We start from the raw sequence: 17,437 nt of genomic DNA, 5'->3' as shown, positions 1-17,437 counted from the left end.
GCACAATGGCGAACATGACCTTTAGCGCAGCTGAGAACCGTTATGAATCGATGCCGTACCGCCGGGTGGGACGCAGCGGCCTGAAACTGCCGGCCGTTTCGCTGGGACTTTGGCACAACTTCGGAGACGACAAACGCTTCGAGGAGCAGCAGGCCATTCTGCGCCGCGCCTTCGACCTGGGCGTGAACCACTTTGACCTGGCGAACAATTACGGGCCCCCGGACGGCTCGGCGGAAACGAACTTCGGGCGGCACCTCAAGGACGGCTTGGGGGCGTACCGGGATGAGCTGGTTATATCCACGAAGGCCGGCTACTACATGTGGCCCGGGCCGTATGGGGAGTGGGGATCCCGCAAGTACATGCTCTCCAGCCTGGATGCCTCGCTGCAGCGGATGGGACTGGACTATGTTGACATCTTCTACAGCCATCGGCCGGATCCGGAGACCCCGATGGAAGAAACGATGGGCGCCTTGGATACGGCGGTCCGATCCGGCAAGGCACTCTACGCCGGGATCTCCTCCTATACGCCCGAGCAGACGCTGGAGGCCGCCCGGATCCTGAACGACCTCGGCACGCCGCTGCTGATTCACCAGCCGTCCTACTCAATGCTTAACCGCTGGACAGAAAACGGCTCGCCGAACCTGTATGAGGCGCTGGAGAAGGTGGGGGCGGGATCCATCGCCTTCTCTCCGCTGGCCCAGGGTATGTTGACGGACCGCTACCTTAAGGGTGTGCCGGCGGATTCACGCGCCGCCAAGGAGCGTTTCCTTTCCGAAGAGGCACTGACCGAGGAAAAGATGAATCGTGTCCGTGGCCTGAACCAGATCGCCGCCGGGCGAGGGCAGACGCTGGCTCAGATGGCGGTTGCGTGGATCCTGCGGGACCAGCCGAGGGGTTCCGCGGTGACCTCGGCGCTCATCGGTGCCTCCAGTGTCCGCCAGCTGGAGGACACGCTCTCGGCCGTCAACAACCTCGGCTTCAGCTCCGATGAGCTCACCGCCATCGACGAGTTCGCGGTCGAGTCCGACATCAACCTCTGGGCCCAGCCCTAACCGGACGCGCCAAACCCCAGCAACCCCGCCGAACCCCAGCGATTCTGCTGGGGTTCGGCGCGGAGGGGTTAGGGGATGTGAGGGCCGGCGATGGCGCGGTCGTAGCTGGCGAGAGTGCGCCGGGCCGTGTGTTCCCAGCCGAAGTCCTGTGCGAAGCGTGCCGCGGCCAGGCCGAGGTCCGCACGTTCCCGTGGCTCGTCGTGCAGGGTGCCAAGAGCCTTCGCCCAGTCCTGAGGGTCCCGCCCGTCGACCAGCACTCCGGTAACGGTGTCCCTGACGGCGCTGGGTAGTCCGCCCACGCGGGTGGCGAGGACCGGCGTTCCGCAGGCTTCGGCTTCCAGAGCCACGAGGCCAAAGGATTCGCTCGACGACGGCATCGCGACCACGTCCGCCGACCGGTACCAGTCCGCCAGCTGCCTGGCAGCCATCGGAGGAACCAGCGTCACGACGTGCTCCAGGCCATGTTCGAGGATCAGCCGCGGGAGGTCATATTTTTCCGCGCCGCTGGGTGATCCGATGATGCTGACGCGCAGCCGGATGTCCGGACGTTTCCGGCTCAGCAGGGCCGCCGCCTTGACCAGCACGTGCGGACCCTTGAGCCGCTGCAGGCGGCCGGCGAAGACCACATGGAAAACACCAGGGTTGATGCCCAGCTGGCGGCGGGAACCGTCCCGGGAACCAGGATGGAAGATGGCGAGGTCCACGCCTGGCGAAATTACGTCGATCCGCTGCGGACGGCCGTGATAATGGCTCTCCAGCTCGGCCGCTTCGGCAGCAGTGTTCGCGATAAGCCGGCTGGCATCGCGGACTATGCGCTGCTCTCCGTCCTCTCGGGCGCCCGGCTCCTCGCTCTGGCCGGAGGAGCGGTGGTGATTTTTCACCTTGGCCATGGTGTGCATGGTGTGCACCAGCGGCAGCTGCCAGTCCCGGGCCAGCAGAAGTCCAACCATCCCGGAAACCCAGTAATGCGAATGAATAGCGTCGAAACGGTTGCGGGTTGAACCGCCCAACACGGTACCAATGCCCTTGGCAAGGTCGTCCACCAGCCGCGGCAGTTGCTCTTTCGCCACTTTGCCGGCTGGTCCGGCCGCGATGTGCCGGACCAGCACGCCCTCACTCAGTTCCTCGACGGCGGGCTGTCCTGGCCGCGTGCTGCGGGTGAAAATTTCAACTTCGACGCCGGCCGCGGCCAGTTCGCGTGCAAGCGCCCGGACATAAACATTCATGCCTCCAGCGTCACCTCCGCCGGGCTGCTCCAGGGGAGAGGTGTGCAGCGACAACATGGCGATGCGTCGGATCGGCTGCACGGTAAGCTCCCTTCGGCCGACTCGATCCGCGGCGGGGTGCGCCGGAAACCACGGATCTTCGAATTATGCGGTTGAATCTACTATGGGAAGCAAATCAATGCTGCCCGTTCAATGGAGCCGGAGAGGAGGACCTTCGATGGCCAGCAAACGCGCCCGGCGGGAAGCGGGAATCGGCTACCTTCTGCTGGCACCCAGTCTATTCGGCATTTTGGCCTTCCTGATCTTTCCCATTCTGGTGGTGATTTGGTTGTCGCTGAACAGCTGGAACCTGCTCAGCCCGGCAAAATTTGTCGGTCTGGAAAACTTTGTCAGAGTCTTCCAGGACACCGCTTTCCTGCGCTCCATGACCGTTACAGTTCTTTTTGTGCTTCTGGTGATTCCGCTGCAGACGGCCCTGGGCCTGTTTTCCGCCACACTGCTGACTCGGGGACTGCCCGGGTCCGGCTTTTTCCGGGTGATCTATGTCATTCCTTGGATCTGTGCCCCACTGGCCCTGGGCGTGGTGTGGAAATGGATTTTTGCTCCCACCGGCGGAGCCCTCAACGCCGTGCTGGGCACCAATACCTCGTGGTTGACCGATCCCGCGCTTGCGCTGCCGGCAGTGGCCGCGGTGAGCATCTGGTCCCAGGTGGGTTACGTCACGCTGTTTTTCATGGCGGGCCTTTCCGCCATCCCCGCGCAGATCCTGGACGCCGCGCGGATTGATGGATCCGGGCCGTGGCAGACGTTCTGGCTGGTGAAGCTGCCGCTGCTGCGGCCCACCATGTTTTTCGTGCTGGTGACGGGCATCATCAGCAGTTTCCAGGCGTTCGACAGCATCTATGCGCTCACGCCCAACGGCGGTCCGCAGGGAACAACGGACGTGATTGCCACCCGGATCTATGGGGAGGCCTTCCAGTCCTTCAACCTGGGCCGCGCGTCCGTGATGGCACTGGTGCTGTTCGTGCTGTTGGTTGCCGTGACCCTGATTCAGCAGCTCTACTTCCGCAAGAGGATTACCTATGACCTCTCCTAAGCTGACCCCGGCGCAGCCGCTGCCACCGTCGACGCCGGATCTGACGCGGCAGCGCCGGATCCGGCCCGGCCGCCCGCGCGCCGCGGCCGCCATCGGAACCTACCTTTTCCTGGTGGCCGGATTCCTCCTGACTGTGTCCCCGTTCGTCCTGAGCCTGATGACGGCAATCAAGACACCGGGCCAGTTTGCCAGTGAACCGGCGCTGAGCCTGCCCAGCCCTGTCACCGGGGAAAACTTCCTGCAGCTGTTCTCCGATGACCGCAACTTTTGGGCACCCATCGCGGTGACGGCACAGGTCGTCGTCGTCATAGTTGTCGGCCAGCTCGGGTTTTCGGTCCTCGCCGGTTATGCGTTCGCGCGGATCGAATTCCGGCTGCGCGACGCGCTGTTCTGGGTGTACCTGGCGACGCTGATGGTGCCCCAGGTGGTCACCATCATTCCGCTGTACACTGTGTTGTCCCAGCTGGGCCTGCGTAATACCTTCTGGGCACTGGTACTGCCGTTCGTCTTCGGCTCTCCCTACGCGATCTTCCTGCTGCGTGAATACTTCCGCTTCATTCCGGAGGACCTGATAAGCGCCGCGCGGCTGGACGGAGCCGGAACCCTGCGCATCCTGTGGAGCATCGTGCTGCCGCTGAGCCGGCCCATTCTGGCCACCCTGACCATCATCACCGTGGTCAGTCATTGGAATAATTTTCTCTGGCCGCTGATTATCACCAGCGGCAGGACCTGGCAGACCGTTACGGTGGCGACGGCCGGCCTGCAGTCCCAATACAACGGGAACTGGACGCTGGTGATGGCCGCCACCACGGTAGCCTTTGCGCCACTGTTGGTGCTGTTTGCCGTCTTCCAAAAGAACATTATTTCCTCCATCGCCATCACCGGATTCAAATAAGCTTGAATTCGGGCAGAGCCGGATTTATTTAGGGGACGTCCACCGGAGAATCCGGCGGCCGCGGGAAAGGACCATCGATGAAAAGTTTTTGGCGTAAAGGGGCGACGGCGACTGCGGCCTTGGGTGCGGCCGTGCTGGCGTTGACGGCGACGGGATGTTCCCCTGCGGCGGACAAGGGCAGCACCGCCGGCAGTTCCGGCCCCAACACCACCGTCACAGTGCGGCTGTGGGACGAACAGGTCCAGAAGGCTTATGAGGCATCCTTCAAGGAATTCGAAGCCAAGAATCCCAACATCACGGTCAAGACGACACTGGAGCCGTTCAGCACCTACTTCGACAAGCTGCGCACGGATGTCTCCGGTGGTAACGCCGATGACATCTTCTGGGTCAGCAGTTCGTATTTCGCGCCCTATGCGGACAACGGGAGCCTGCTGGAAATCGGTTCTGAGTTCGATTCGGAAAAAAGCGGCTGGGTTCCGGCCGCCGTCGATCAGTACACCCGCAACGGTAAACTCTGGGGCGTGCCACAGCTGACTGACGGAGGCATTGCCGTCTACTACAACAAGGCCATGCTCGCCAAGGCCGGGGTGGATCCGAGCGATCTGTCCTGGAACCCCACCGATCCGTCCAAGGACACTTTCCTGAAGGCGGCGCAGAAGTTGACCCTCGACGCGAACGGCAAAACCGCTGACGATCCAAGCTTCGACAAGGACCATATTGTCCAGTACGGCTACAACGCCAGCCAGGACCTGCAGGCGATCTACTACAACTTCATCGGCTCCAATGGCGGCGCCTTCCAGGACGGCGAGAAGTTCGTTTTCGCCTCGGACAAGAGCGCTCAGGCCTTCCAATATGTTGTGGATCTGATCAATAAATACCATGTCTCCCCGGGGGCGGCGAACACCAATGACAATGGCGACTTCCTGCGCGATCAGTTCATTCAGGGCCATGTGGCCATGTTCCAGTCCGGGACTTACAACCTGAAAAACGTCTCCGACGGAGCCAAATTCGACTGGGCCATTGCGCCAATCCCGGCCGGACCGGAGGGCCGGGTGTCGGTGGTGAACAACATCGTGGCCGCCGCCAACGCCAAAACCACCCACAAGGATGCAACGCTGAAGGTGCTGCAGTGGCTCGGCTCGGCGGAAGGCTCAAAGTTCATCGGCGCCGAGGGCGCTGCGGTGCCCGCCGTCACGGCGGCGCAGAGTTCCTACGCCGATTTCTGGAAGGCCAAGGGTGTGGACTCCAGCCAGTTCGCCAAGGCAGCGGAGGGCAAGACCATCAGCGCGCCGGTGGGATCCAATTACGGGGCCGCTGCCAACGCCTGGAAGCCGATCTTCAATGAAATCTTCCTTGGCCGCACGCCGGTGAAGGAAGGACTTCAGAAGGCACAGGACGCCGCCAACGCAGCCATGACCCAGTAACTGCCCCATGACCCAGTAGCTCCGGGCGGTCCACGCGACGAATGGGCTGGCTTCAAGTAGTGTGCCGTGTATGGATACAAGCGACCGCCCACCGCGCCGTTTCGACCCGCTGGCGAGTCAGCGGGGTCCCCAGGCTCCGCGGTTTGACCTGATACTGACCGGGGACGTTTTCCTGGACATCATTTTCACCGGGCTGCAGGACCTGCCCTCACCGGGCACCGAGGTCTGGTCCGATGGAATGGGTTCGTGCCCGGGCGGTGTCGCCAATCAGGCCATCGCGGCCAGCCGGCTTGGTCTGAACACGACCTTGGCAGCAGCGTTTGGCGATGACGGTTACGGAGACTTCAACTGGGAGATCCTGCGCGACCAGGAGCACGTGGACCTCTCGCATTCGCAGCGCTTCAAGGGCTGGCATTCACCCGTGACTGTCTCGCTGTCCGTGCACCAGGACCGGTCCATGGTCACTCATGGGCATACGTCGCCGCTGACCGCCTCCGAGCTGATCGGCGACCCGCCGCCGTCGGCCCGTGCCGCCGTCGTGACCCTGGAGGAGAACCTGGAGCCATGGGCGCTCGCGGCCGCCCGCAATGGCACCAAACTCTTCGGCGACGTCGGCTGGGATGCCAGCGGCCGCTGGCCCCGGGAAACCCTGCGCGGACTGGAAAATTTCCACGCGTTCATGCCCAACGCGGTGGAGGCCATGGCCTTCACCCGGACCGAAGACCCGTGGGCCGCGCTGTATTCGCTGGCCGATAAGGTCCCGGTTGCGGTCGTCACCGCCGGCGCGCAGGGTGCGCTCGCGGTGGATTCGCTCACCGGGGAGGAGGAATGGGTGCCGGCCCTGCCGGTGAATGCTTTTGATCCCACCGGCGCCGGGGACTGTTTTGGCGCGGCCTTCATCGTCGGTTGCCTGGCCAACTGGAAGCTGGCGGACCGGCTGAGTTTCGCCAATCTGTGCGCCTCGCTGTCCGTCCAGGAGGTGGGGGGATCGCTGGCCGCTCCCGGTTGGGGCGACGTGGCGGACTGGTGGAACCGGATGCACACCAAGCGTGAGGGTGTGCGCAAGCATTGGCTGCGGCGCTATGCCTTCCTGGAGGACGTGATCTCGGATTTGCCCTCGGAGGCGGTGCGCCGGGCCACGGCAACCATCGCGCATCAATCCGACGCCTAAAATGGAACAGTGACTTTAGCTGATCTGCCCTTCGGACCCGAACGCCAGGCCCTGATTGACCTCGATGCCATCCGGCACAATGTGCGCCGGATGGCCGGCATTGCCGCACCGGCGAAGGTGATGGCCGTGGTCAAGGCCGATGCTTACGGTCACGGCATGATCCCGGTCGCGAAAGCCGCATTGGAAGCGGGAGCGGCATGGTTGGGCGTGGCCCTTCTTTCCGAGGCGCTGACCCTGCGCGCGGCCGGCATCAGCGCCCCGGTGTTGGCCTGGCTACATACTCCCTCCAGCGATTTTGGCGCCGGGCTGGCCGCCGGCATTGACCTTGGCGTTTCCGGCTGGGAGCTGGACTTCATTGTGGCCGCGGCCCGCGAGCAGCAGCGCCCGGCGAGGGTGCATTTGAAGATCGACACCGGGCTTGGGCGCAACGGCAGCACCGCGGAGCAATGGGATTCCCTGGTGGGAGCGGCCATGGAATACCAGGACCAGGGCCTGCTGCGCGTGGTTGGCCTGTTTTCGCACCTTGCCGTCGCCGACGAGCCGCACCGGGGGGAAACCGATCTGCAGCTGCAGCGGTTCCGGGAGGCAGTGGCGGTGGCCGAGGATGCCGGAGTGGACGTCGAAGTCCGGCATCTGGCCAACACGCCGGGCATTCTTTCCCGGCCGGACACGCACTTCGACATGGTGCGCGCCGGACTGGGCATCTACGGCCTGTCGCCCTTCAGCGGCCAGAATTCGGCCGATCTCGGCCTGCGCCCGGCGATGACGGTCAAGACCCGGGTGGCACAATGCAAGGACGTTCCCGCCGGCCAGGGCGTGTCCTATGGCCTGAACTACCGCACCCCCGCCGCCAGCACGCTGGCACTCATTCCCCTCGGCTACGCGGACGGCATTCCGCGCGTTGCCACCGGTGGCCCGGTCCGGATTGCCGGCATCACCTATCCGGTGGTTGGCAGGATAGCGATGGACCAAATGGTGGTGGATTTGGGACCCGGTGCCTCGGTGGCGGATGGGGCATCGGTCCTCGGGGCCGAGGCCGTCGTGTTCGGCCCGGGCGACGACGGCGGCCCCACCGCCGACGATTGGGCGGCAGCGGCCGGGACCATCAATTACGAAATCGTCACCCGGATCAGCGGCCGCGTCCCACGGGTTTACCTTCACGAGCGTGCCACGTGAGCCGGAGCTGCGAAGTGCGCACCCGCACCGCAGAGTCTACTCAGGCTCTCGCCGAGCGGCTGGGCCGGATGCTGCGCGCCGGTGACCTGCTGGTGCTCACGGGAGGGCTCGGCGCGGGCAAGACCACGTTCACCCAGGGCCTCGGCCGCGGGCTTGGCGTGCGGTCCGGCATTATCTCGCCCACCTTTGTCCTGGTTCGGATCCACCCGAGCCTGCCCGATGGTCCCAACCCCGGCGGACCCGACTTGGTCCATGTGGACGCGTACCGGCTGGAGTCTCCGACCGAAATTGATGATATTGACCTGGAGAATACCCTCGACAGCGCCGTCACAGTGGTGGAGTGGGGGGCCGGGCTGGTGGAACACCTGGCCGAAAGCCGTCTGGAGATCGAGCTGCAGCGCGGCACCGGAGTGGCCGGGGCGGACGCTGCCCTCGAGGACGACGAACCGCGCGTGATCCGGATCCACGCTGTGGGACCGCGCTGGGCCGTCGTCGACCTTTCGGCGCTCGCCGAAACCGTGCAATAGGCTGGCTTGGTGCTGATTCTCGTCATCGATACCTCCGCCATTGCCAGCGCGGCGGTTCTGTCCACCGGAACAGAACCGCACCGAACCGAAGTCAAAGCCAGCTTTGCCACCGAGGACACCCGCAGCCACGCCGAAGTATTGGCACCGGGCATCAGCTCACTGTTCCAGGACCCGACCGTCCAGGGGCCGCGGCTCGATGCCATCGTCGTCGGCGTCGGGCCCGGCCCCTTCACCGGCCTGCGCTCCGGTATCGCGGTGGCCAGGACGCTGAGATTTGCCTGGAATGTTCCGCTGTACGGTGCCATGAGTCTGCACGCGCTGGCCTGGGACGTGATTGCGGCCCGACGTGCTCCGGCGCAGTCGGATTTCATCATCGCCACGGACGCGCGGCGCAAGGAGGTCTAGTGGGCCCGCTACTCCGCCGGCGGTGAACTGCTGCAGGGGCCGGAGGTCGGCCCGGCCGCCGGCCTTCCGCCGCTGCCGGTCTTCGGCAGGGGCGCGGGCCTGTACGCCGAGGTGTTCAGGGCCAATGGCAGCGCCGTGGATCCGGATTTCAGCGCGGCGCAGCCGGCCGCGGCGTCACTTGGCCTGTTCGCCGTCGGACTCCTGAACGCCGGCCGGAACCTGCCGGACAGCACGCCGCTGTACCTGCGCGAGTCCGACGCCAAGGTTCCGGGACCAAGGAAGCGCGCGTTGTGAAGGCCTCCGCCGCCGAATGGCAACTCCGGGGGATGACCGTGGCCGATGTGCCGATCGTCTGGGCCTTGGAATGTGCGCTGTTTCCGGTGGACTACTGGCCGCAGCAGATGTTCCTGGACGAGCTGTCCCAGCCGCAGACCCGCCTCTACGTTGTGGCCGAGCTGGAAGGCCGGATCGTCGGTTATGCAGGACTGATGTACATCCAGCCCATTGCCGACGTGCAGACCATCGCCGTGGTGCCGGAGTGTGAGGGTCAAGGAATAGGCAGCGCGCTGCTGCGGGAACTGCTCGCAGAGGCGGTCCGGCGTGGGGCCGGGAACGTGATGCTGGAAGTCCGGGTGGACAATCCGCGTGCCCAGCAGCTCTACCTGCGGTTTGGCTTTGAGCAGATCCACCGGCGGCCGCGCTACTACCGGGACGGAGCAGATGCCTTGATCATGCGGCTCGAATTGGCAACCAACGGGCAGGAAAGCACATGAACATTCCATCTCCCGGCACCGGAGCTCACCGCAGCGCCGAACCGCTGATTCTGGGCATCGAATCCTCCTGCGACGAAACGGGCGTCGGCATAGTCCGCGGAACGCGGCTGCTCGCCAACACCGTGTCCTCCTCCATGGCCGAACATGTCCGCTTTGGCGGCGTTATCCCCGAAATCGCCTCCCGCGCCCATTTGGACGCGATCATTCCCACGTTCCAGCAGGCTCTCGCGGAGGCCGGCGTGACGCTGAGCCAGATTGACGCCATCGCCGTCACCAGTGGACCGGGATTGGGCGGGGCCCTGATGGTGGGGGTGAGCGCCGCCAAAGCCCTGGCCGTGGCCACCGGCAAACCACTGTATGCGATCAACCATCTGGTGGCCCACGTCGGGGTTGGCCTGCTGGATGAGGCGCTGAGCGTGGAGCCGCGTAATCCACTGCCGGCTGACCTGGGCGCTCTGCTGGTCTCAGGCGGACACACCGAAATCCTGCGGATCCGCGATATTGCCGGCGACGTCCAACTGCTCGGAGCCACCATCGACGATGCCGCCGGCGAGGCCTTCGACAAGGTGGCCCGGTTGCTCGGGCTGGGCTATCCGGGTGGCCCGGCCATCGATGCGCTGGCACGATCCGGCAATCCGGACGCCATCGCCTTTCCGCGAGGCCTGACCGCCCCGAAATACATGGGCACGGCCCAATCTCCCGGACCGCACCGCTACGACTTCTCCTTCTCCGGAGTAAAGACCGCCGTCGCACGTGCCGTGGAGGGCTGCGAGCAGCGGGGAGAAGAACCGCCGCTGGCGGACATCGCGGCCAGTTTTCAGCAGGCCGTACTCGACGTCGTAACCGCCAAGGCGGTCCTGGCCTGTCGGGAACAGGGTCTGACCACCCTGCTCTTGGGTGGGGGAGTGGCTGCCAACTCACAGCTCCGCGCGCTGGCGCAGGAACGGACCGCCGCCGCCGGGATCGACCTGGTGGTGCCGAAACTGCCGCTCTGCACCGACAATGGAGCCATGGTGGCCGCCCTCGGGGCGCAGCTGGTGATGCGGGGCGTCGGCCCCAGTGGCATCTCCTTTGCCCCGGATTCCTCCATGCCCGTAGACACCGTCAGCCTCTGAACCGTGTGGCCGTGGTTAGGATTGAGGTGTGGCCGGCCGGCGTCCGCCGACGGGCTGCACCAACCGTAAGGAGCAATCATGGGTCTGGGTGACAAGATCGATAATGCCGCTGAAAAGATGGGCGGCAAGGGCAAAGAGGCGGCCGGCGAGGCCACCAACGACGACGGACTGAAGGCCGAAGGCCAGGGCGACCAGGCGAAGGCTGATCTGAAGCAGGCCGGCGAAAAGGTCAAGGACGCCTTCAAAAAAGACTGACGAAGGCCTCAACGGCGGGGCGCGGTCCAGCGGGGCCGCGCCCCTGCCCGTTCCTCAGCTGGCGCCGGAACGCAGCCGTTGGATCAGATCGTCGACGACGGCGTGCAGGTCCCCGCCGTTGGCCTGCGCCACCGCGCGCTGGCGCTGATAGCCGGCACCGTTGCGCAAAATGTTTTCCACATCCGCGAGTTCATCAGGACAGCCCAAGCGCCTGGCCACCGGCTCCAAACGGTTGAGCTCGTCGTAAAGATGGTCCGTCACCAGCCGCTCTTTGCCGGCCGCGTCCAGAATAATGATGGCGTCGAGCCCGTAGCGGGCCGCCCGCCACTTGTTTTCCTGCACATGCCATGGTGGCATCGTCGCAACCGTGCCGCCGTCGTCGAGCGTGCGGGAAAAGTCGTCCACCAGGCACTGCGTGAAGGCCGCGATGGCGCCCACCTCGGCCAGGGTGGAGAGCCCGTCGCAGACCCGCATTTCAATTGTTCCCAATGCCGGAACCGGACGAATGTCCCAGCGGATTTCGCTGATTGCATCGATCACTCCGGTGGTGAACATGTCCTGGACATAGGCTTCATATTCGGACCAGCGGGCAAACTGGAAGGGCAGACCGGCAGTGGGCAGCTGCTGGAACATCAGCGAGCGCTGCGAGGCATAGCCGGTGTCCTCACCGTTCCAGAACGGTGAGGAGGCGGACAGGGCCTGGAAATGCGGCACATAATTCACCAGGCCGTCCAGCACCGGCATGGCCTTGTTCACGTTATCCAGCCCCACGTGCACATGGACACCGTAGATCACCATCTGGCTGCCCCACCACCGGGTGCGATCTATCAGCTTGGCGTAGCGTTCCTTGTCCGTGATCGCCTGTTCCCGGGTCAGGCTGAACGGATGGGACCCTGCGCAGAGCAGCTCAACGCCCAGCGGGTCGGTGGCCTCGCGCAGCGTCGCCATGGTCCGCGCGAGGTCCGCCTTGGCCTCGGAGACTGTGTGACAGATGCCGGTGACGAGTTCAATGGTGTTCAGCAGCAGCTCCTGCTTGATGTGCGGGTGCTCCTCGTCCGCGGCGAGTTCCGGATGCGCCTTATTCACGGCGGACAGGACCTGGGCGGCCACCGGCACCAGTCCGCCGGTGGTGGCGTCGACCAGGGCGAGCTCCCACTCGACTCCCAGGGTCGATTGTTCCGATGAGGTGAAGTCAATCTGCATGGGCTCTCCTCCATCGGGCATGGGGTCGAGTGGGAATTGCGTCTATAGGGATTTGGATCAACTGGGGTTGGAACAATTGGGGACTGGTCAAACGGGAATTGGACAGGGAAACCAGCGGCAGACGTGCCGGGATACCGACTAATTCTAATGCAGGCAGACGCGGCGTTCCGCAACCGCGGCCGCCGGTGCACAATGGACGGGTGCCTATCCTGAATAAAGATATGACCTTGTGCATTTCCCTCGCCGCCCGGCCCAGCAACATCGGCACGCGCTTCCATAACTATCTGTACGAGGCACTTGGCCTGAATTACATTTACAAGGCCTTCGCCCCGGTGGACCTGGCCGCTGCGGTTGCCGGGATCCGTGGCCTGCCCATTCGGGGTGCGGCGGTGTCAATGCCCTTCAAGGAGTCGGTGATTGCCCTGGTGGACCGGATGGACCCCTCGGCCCGGGCCATCGATTCCGTCAATACCATCGTCAATGACGACGGTGTCCTGACGGCATACAACACCGATTACATAGCCATCCGCAGGCTGCTGTCGGAGCATCAGGTGGACCCGGAACTGACAGTCCTGCTCCGGGGGTCCGGCGGGATGGCCAAGGCGGTCGCCGCGGCACTGCGCGACGCCTCGTTCCGGCAGGTGACCATCGTGGCCCGCAACGAGGACGCCGGACGGGCACTGGCGGAGCTGTACGGATTCGGCTGGGCCACCGAGGTTGGCTCCAGGACAGCCGGGTTGTTGATCAACGTCACCCCGCTTGGCATGGCAGGATCCGACGAGGAGGTGCAGTCCTTCGACGACGCCACCGTGACGGCCGCACAGGTGGTCTTCGACGTCGTCGCGCTGCCGGCCGAGACGCCCCTGGTCCGGGCGGCACGCGCGGCCAGAAAGCCGGTGATCACCGGTGCGGAGGTCATCGCAATCCAGGCCGTGGAGCAATTCGTGCTGTACACCGGGGTCCGCCCGACCGACGAGCAGGTGCGGGCCGCCTCCGAATTCTCGCGCTCCTCCCAACCAGGTGTCAGCTGATGCACTCAAAACGCCAAATGAGTGCATCTGCTGTCACCTAGTTGGGAGGGCGGGGGGTGAGGGGCTCGACGACGATGGCGATGCGGTTCTCGCCGACCCGGGTCAGTATCAGGGTAGCTTTGTTGGGTCCCTTGCCCGAGCCCGTCAGCAGCTGTTTGCGCAGCTCCTCGGGGGTCACAGCGGTTCCGCGTTTTTTGATCTCCAGCACTCCGATCCGGTTCTGCCGGATCCAGGTTTTGAGCGCCTTGACGTTATAGGGCTTAACTTCCAGCACCCGATAAGCGCGGGCAAAGGGTGTATCGACCAGCTTCGGCGCGCAGATGTAGGCGATGTGTTCATCGAGCAGGTGTCCGCCCAGCGTGCGGGCCAGATCGGCGACCAGGCCGGCCCGGATCACTGCGCCGTCCGGTTCATAGATGTATCCCGCAGCCGAACCGATGGCAACATCCTGGGCGCCCGGCGCATAGGGCAGCGGGCTGGTCATTTCCGCCGTGCCCTGCTTGGAGATGACCAGTGCGCTCCGGCAGATTCCATCCCGGGCCAGGGCGTTGAACCACAGCGCCGCTTCGACGACGTCGCCGTCGACCGAGACCCACTGTGCCTCGCAGCCAGCGGGCAGTGATTCATGCGGGATGCCGGGTCCCATCTTGACCCCCACAGCCAGGCCGCGGCCGGCTAATGACTCTGCGAAGGATAATGGCGGGGAGAAGGCCTCCGGATCGAAGAGCCGGGTGGTGCCCGACGTCGTCGTGCTGCGCCGGGCTGGGTCCAGCCAGACGCCGTCGACGCCAGCCAGGTCAACCGCGAGAGCATCCGCCTGGATGACGGTTGCGCTGGGGAACGGCATCAGGTTCAGGGTTGCGCAGGCCGCTGTGGTTTCGTCCTGTTCCACAGCGGTGACCTGGATGTTCAGGCTGGACATCGCCAGCGAGTCCGCGCCGAGCCCGCAGCCCAGATCGGCCACATGATGAATTCCGGCGGCCGCGAACCGGTGCGCGTGCTGCGCCGCCACATTCAGTCGGGTTGCCTGTTCCAACCCGGTCTGGGTGAAGAGCATCTGCCGGGCAAATTCGCCGAACTTTGACTCCGCGCGGGTGCGCAGCCTCGACTGGGTGAGGACCGCCGAGACGAGTTCCGGGGAGTGACCGGCTCTGCGCAGTGTGTCGTTGACTTTGAAGGCGTCGCGTTCATCGTAGGGCCCCAGGGAGTTCAGCAGTTCCCAGCCATCGGATGTCAGCAGGGGAGCAATTGCGTCGGGTGCCATGCTTCCAAGCCTAGCCGTGCGGCGGACCTGGTCCGGTGGGGAGAGAAAGCGGGACATCGGCGTGGAGATCGGCGTGGAGGTCGGCGGAAGGTCGGCGTGGAGGTCGGCGCGGACATACCGGATGGAATAAAGCCGCAGGCCATGCGTTAACTTGAGTCGAAGACACTCAACTATCGGGAGAGCAAATGCCTACGTTTTTCAATCCTGCGGGTTCCGGCAGCGGTTCCTTCGACGAATTCCTGGCCCGCTACCTGCAAGGACAACGAGCCGCCCAGACCCGGCGCCCGATCGACATCACCCGGCTGCTGAGCCGCGGCACGCATGAGGTGCTGGGTATGGCCGCGGAGTCCGCCGCGCAGCACGGCCACAGCGAACTTGATGCGCTGCACATCCTGCGTGCGCTGCTGGAGCAGGAGGCCATCGCCGCCCATATCCGGCGGGCCGGGGCTGATCCCGCCGCCATTTCCGCGGCAGCCGAACAGCGCCTGCCCGAACAGCGGTTGCCCGGGCAACGACTGCCCGAACAAAACCTTTCGGAGCAGCAGGATCAACGAGCGCATTCTGCGCCGTCGCTCACGTCCTCGGCACAGCGCGCCCTGTTTGACGCCTACCAGGTGGCCCGCGCCTTTGGCTCCACCTACGTTGACCCCGAGCACTTGTTCTATGCCTTCGTCCTGAATCAGGAGATGCCGGCTGACCAAGTGCTGGCGACCGCCGGCATTACTCCGCAGAGTCTGCAGGACAGCGACTCGGGTACCGACCAAACCGGCGCCACCCAAACCGACGCCCACCAGTCCGGCGCCACCCAGTCCGGCGCCACCGCGACGCCGATGCTGGACAAGTTCGGCACCGATCTGACCTCCCTGGCCCGTGCCGGAGTGCTGGACCCCGTCATCGGCCGTTCGGCCGAGATTGAACAGACCATTGAGATCCTGGCCCGGCGCACCAAGAACAACCCCGTTTTGGTCGGCGAGGCGGGTGTGGGCAAGACCGCCATTGTGGCAGGACTGGCCCAGGCAATCGTCGCCGATGATGTGCCCGAACAGTTGCGCGGCAAGCGGGTGATCTCCCTGGACCTGCCGGCAATGCTCGCCGGAACGCGTTACCGCGGTGATTTCGAAGAGCGTCTGACACAGACGCTGGACGAGATTGCGGCGAATGCCGACGGCTTCATCGTCTTTATTGATGAGCTGCACACCATAGTTGGTGCCGGTGGGTCCGGCGAGGGTGGGATGGACGCTGGAAACATCCTCAAGCCGCGGCTGGCCCAGGGTGTCCTGCACCTGGTGGGGGCCACCACGCTGAAGGAATACCGCACAGTGGAAAAGGACCCCGCGCTGGAGCGCCGTTTCCAACCTGTTCGGGTCGGCGAACCGGGCATCGAGGATGCTGTGCGCATTCTGACGGGGCTCAAAGACCGGTACGAGGAGCACCACGGCGTGCGGTACACCGATGCCGCGATCCGCGCCGCCGTCGAACTTTCAGCCCGCTACATCGCTGATCGCTTCCTCCCCGACAAAGCGATCGACCTGATCGACCAGGCTGGCGCCCGGCTGAGCCTGCGGCGGGGCCCGCAGCCCGACAGTGCCGGCCTGCGCACGGAGCTGGAGTCCCTCGAGCAAGCCAAGAACGAGGCGGTGGCGGCCGAACAGTATGAGGAAGCCTCGCGGCTGCGGGATCAGATCAGCACGGTGAACGCCCAGCTTGCCGCTGGTGCCGAGCCGGTCAACGCCGAGGTTGGCGAAGCCGAAATCGCCGGGGTCGTTGCGCGGGCCACCGGGATCCCGGCGGCACGGCTGACCGAAGGTGACAGGGAGCGCCTGGCCCGGCTGGAGGAGGAGCTGCGCCGGCGGGTCATTGGCCAGGACGACGCCGTGGGGCTGATCGCCAAGGCCGTACGGCGCAACCGCACTGGCATGGGAGATGCCGGACGCCCGGTGGGCAGCTTTCTGTTCCTCGGACCGACAGGTGTGGGTAAAACCGAACTTGCCAAGGCGCTCGCGGAGTCGCTCTTTGGCGACGAGACCGCCATGGTCCGCTTCGACATGAGCGAATTCGGCGAACGGCACACCGTCAGTCGGCTCGTGGGTGCTCCTCCCGGATACGTGGGCTACGACGAGGCTGGCCAGCTGACCGAACGGGTTCGGCGCAATCCGTACACCGTCGTCCTGCTGGACGAGGTGGAAAAGGCGCACCCCGATGTGTTCAATCTGCTGCTGCAGGTCCTGGACGACGGCCGGCTGACCGATGGCCAGGGCCGGACGGTGGACTTCCGGAACACGGTGATTCTCATGACCTCCAACTTGGGATCGGAATTTTTGGCCAGCCGCGGCACACCTCTGGGCTTCGGCGCCGGCGATGCCGTGGGGGATGGAAAAGCGTTGCGGAACCGGGTTATGGGCCGGCTGCGCGAGACGATGCGCCCGGAGTTCCTGAACCGGATCGATGAGATTGTGCTGTTCCGCAAGCTTGAGGCGGAGCAACTGCAGGCAATCGCTCGGCTGCAGCTGCGCAAGACCGAGGCCCGGCTGGCCAGCCAGGACATCGGCCTGGAGATCACCGAGGACGCCGTCGCCTGTATTGCTGACCACGGTTACGAACCCGAGTATGGCGCCCGGCCGCTGCGCCGAGTGATCCAGCGCGAGCTGGACGACCGGATCGCCGAACTGCTGGTCAGCGCCGAGCTGCAATCCGGCGGGCGGGTCGCCGTCAGCGTCGAGGACGGCGAACTGCGGGTAACCTCTGCCATCGAGGCCCGGTTGGCCGCATAACCGGGGCCCGCACTCCAGCCGACGACGACGGCGCTCTTGCGGGCGCCGTCGTC

General features: G+C 65.0%; 15 protein-coding genes and 1 pseudogene. 13 read left to right on the top strand and 3 right to left on the bottom strand.

The annotated features are described in order from the left end of the window. Positions 1-14: 14 nt before the first annotated feature. Entirely contained in the window at positions 15-1,052 is a 1,038-nt protein-coding gene (mgrA, locus tag IV498_RS13305) for an L-glyceraldehyde 3-phosphate reductase (protein ID WP_269047328.1), read from the top strand. 68 nt (positions 1,053-1,120) lie between these two features. On the opposite strand, the gene mshA is transcribed toward mgrA, so the two are convergent. Further along, the gene (gene mshA, locus IV498_RS13300; protein ID WP_269047326.1) at positions 1,121-2,359 is read right to left on the bottom strand and encodes a D-inositol-3-phosphate glycosyltransferase; all 1,239 of its coding nucleotides are present in this window, start codon (positions 2,357-2,359) and stop codon (positions 1,121-1,123) included. 136 nt (positions 2,360-2,495) lie between these two features. Here mshA and IV498_RS13295 point away from each other — a divergent pair, with 136 nt between their 5' ends. From IV498_RS13295 to IV498_RS13250, 10 genes and pseudogenes are all read left to right on the top strand, one after another. After that, positions 2,496-3,374, top strand: coding sequence for a carbohydrate ABC transporter permease (locus IV498_RS13295; protein WP_269047324.1), 879 nt, complete (start codon positions 2,496-2,498; stop codon positions 3,372-3,374). Further along, positions 3,361-4,269, top strand: a complete 909-nt coding sequence (locus IV498_RS13290) for a carbohydrate ABC transporter permease (RefSeq protein ID WP_269047322.1) — start codon at positions 3,361-3,363, stop codon at positions 4,267-4,269. Before IV498_RS13295 ends, IV498_RS13290 begins: the two co-directional genes overlap by 14 nt. Positions 4,270-4,346: 77 nt before the next feature. Beyond that, positions 4,347-5,693 carry an ABC transporter substrate-binding protein gene (locus IV498_RS13285; RefSeq protein ID WP_269047320.1) on the top strand — a complete coding sequence of 449 codons (1,347 nt, stop codon included), beginning with the start codon at positions 4,347-4,349 and terminating at the stop codon, positions 5,691-5,693. 70 nt (positions 5,694-5,763) lie between these two features. After that, positions 5,764-6,864 (top strand): carbohydrate kinase family protein, encoded by a 1,101-nt coding sequence (locus tag IV498_RS13280; protein WP_269047318.1) that lies wholly within the window; start codon positions 5,764-5,766, stop codon positions 6,862-6,864. 9 nt (positions 6,865-6,873) lie between these two features. Then, positions 6,874-8,040, top strand: a complete 1,167-nt coding sequence (gene alr, locus IV498_RS13275) for an alanine racemase (protein ID WP_269047316.1) — start codon at positions 6,874-6,876, stop codon at positions 8,038-8,040. 68 nt (positions 8,041-8,108) lie between these two features. Continuing rightward, a complete protein-coding gene (gene tsaE / locus IV498_RS13270) occupies positions 8,109-8,567 on the top strand; it encodes a tRNA (adenosine(37)-N6)-threonylcarbamoyltransferase complex ATPase subunit type 1 TsaE (RefSeq protein WP_269047352.1) in 459 nt (152 codons plus the stop codon). Between the two features lie 9 nt (positions 8,568-8,576). Further along, positions 8,577-9,266 (top strand): annotated as a pseudogene (tsaB, locus tag IV498_RS13265) (tRNA (adenosine(37)-N6)-threonylcarbamoyltransferase complex dimerization subunit type 1 TsaB). Between the two features lie 32 nt (positions 9,267-9,298). Next, positions 9,299-9,745 (top strand): ribosomal protein S18-alanine N-acetyltransferase, encoded by a 447-nt coding sequence (rimI, locus tag IV498_RS13260; protein WP_269047350.1) that lies wholly within the window; start codon positions 9,299-9,301, stop codon positions 9,743-9,745. Continuing rightward, positions 9,742-10,860 (top strand): tRNA (adenosine(37)-N6)-threonylcarbamoyltransferase complex transferase subunit TsaD, encoded by a 1,119-nt coding sequence (tsaD, locus tag IV498_RS13255; protein ID WP_269047314.1) that lies wholly within the window; start codon positions 9,742-9,744, stop codon positions 10,858-10,860. The genes rimI and tsaD overlap by 4 nt, the downstream gene beginning before the upstream one ends. A 78-nt stretch (positions 10,861-10,938) precedes the next feature. Next, a complete protein-coding gene (locus tag IV498_RS13250; protein ID WP_269047312.1) occupies positions 10,939-11,115 on the top strand; it encodes a CsbD family protein in 177 nt (58 codons plus the stop codon). 54 nt (positions 11,116-11,169) lie between these two features. On the opposite strand, the gene IV498_RS13245 is transcribed toward IV498_RS13250, so the two are convergent. After that, entirely contained in the window at positions 11,170-12,318 is a 1,149-nt protein-coding gene (locus tag IV498_RS13245; RefSeq protein WP_269047310.1) for a glutamate--cysteine ligase, read from the bottom strand. 200 nt (positions 12,319-12,518) lie between these two features. Between IV498_RS13245 and IV498_RS13240 the strand changes: the two genes are divergently transcribed. Continuing rightward, entirely contained in the window at positions 12,519-13,349 is an 831-nt protein-coding gene (locus IV498_RS13240; protein ID WP_269047309.1) for a shikimate 5-dehydrogenase, read from the top strand. Positions 13,350-13,386: 37 nt separating this feature from the next. Here the strand turns inward: IV498_RS13240 and IV498_RS13235 are convergent, their stop codons facing one another. Beyond that, positions 13,387-14,613, bottom strand: a complete 1,227-nt coding sequence (locus IV498_RS13235; protein ID WP_269047307.1) for a THUMP-like domain-containing protein — start codon at positions 14,611-14,613, stop codon at positions 13,387-13,389. A 185-nt stretch (positions 14,614-14,798) separates the two neighbouring features. Between IV498_RS13235 and IV498_RS13230 the strand changes: the two genes are divergently transcribed. Further along, the gene (locus tag IV498_RS13230) at positions 14,799-17,384 is read left to right on the top strand and encodes an ATP-dependent Clp protease ATP-binding subunit (RefSeq protein ID WP_269047305.1); all 2,586 of its coding nucleotides are present in this window, start codon (positions 14,799-14,801) and stop codon (positions 17,382-17,384) included. Positions 17,385-17,437 lie beyond the last annotated feature (53 nt).

It is taken from the genome of Paenarthrobacter sp. Z7-10 (genome assembly GCF_026932795.1).
GTDB lineage: Bacteria > Actinomycetota > Actinomycetes > Actinomycetales > Micrococcaceae > Arthrobacter_M.
The sequence above is the reverse complement of the archived record's forward strand: the minus strand, read 5'-3'. Positions and strand labels throughout refer to the sequence as shown.

What these genes read in the sequence shown, in the direction of transcription:
- tsaD (WP_269047314.1), top strand. Translation starts at nt 9,742, where the DNA reads ATGAACATTCCATCTCCCGGCACCGGAGCTCACCGCAGCGCCGAACCG.
- rimI (WP_269047350.1), top strand. Translation starts at nt 9,299, where the DNA reads ATGACCGTGGCCGATGTGCCGATCGTCTGGGCCTTGGAATGTGCGCTG.
- IV498_RS13285 (WP_269047320.1), top strand. Translation starts at nt 4,347, where the DNA reads ATGAAAAGTTTTTGGCGTAAAGGGGCGACGGCGACTGCGGCCTTGGGT.
- IV498_RS13290 (WP_269047322.1), top strand. Translation starts at nt 3,361, where the DNA reads ATGACCTCTCCTAAGCTGACCCCGGCGCAGCCGCTGCCACCGTCGACG.
- IV498_RS13245 (WP_269047310.1), bottom strand. Translation starts at nt 12,318, where the DNA reads ATGCAGATTGACTTCACCTCATCGGAACAATCGACCCTGGGAGTCGAG.
- IV498_RS13230 (WP_269047305.1), top strand. Translation starts at nt 14,799, where the DNA reads ATGCCTACGTTTTTCAATCCTGCGGGTTCCGGCAGCGGTTCCTTCGAC.
- mgrA (WP_269047328.1), top strand. Translation starts at nt 15, where the DNA reads ATGACCTTTAGCGCAGCTGAGAACCGTTATGAATCGATGCCGTACCGC.
- IV498_RS13280 (WP_269047318.1), top strand. Translation starts at nt 5,764, where the DNA reads ATGGATACAAGCGACCGCCCACCGCGCCGTTTCGACCCGCTGGCGAGT.
- IV498_RS13295 (WP_269047324.1), top strand. Translation starts at nt 2,496, where the DNA reads ATGGCCAGCAAACGCGCCCGGCGGGAAGCGGGAATCGGCTACCTTCTG.
- IV498_RS13235 (WP_269047307.1), bottom strand. Translation starts at nt 14,613, where the DNA reads ATGGCACCCGACGCAATTGCTCCCCTGCTGACATCCGATGGCTGGGAA.
- tsaE (WP_269047352.1), top strand. Translation starts at nt 8,109, where the DNA reads ATGCTGCGCGCCGGTGACCTGCTGGTGCTCACGGGAGGGCTCGGCGCG.
- IV498_RS13250 (WP_269047312.1), top strand. Translation starts at nt 10,939, where the DNA reads ATGGGTCTGGGTGACAAGATCGATAATGCCGCTGAAAAGATGGGCGGC.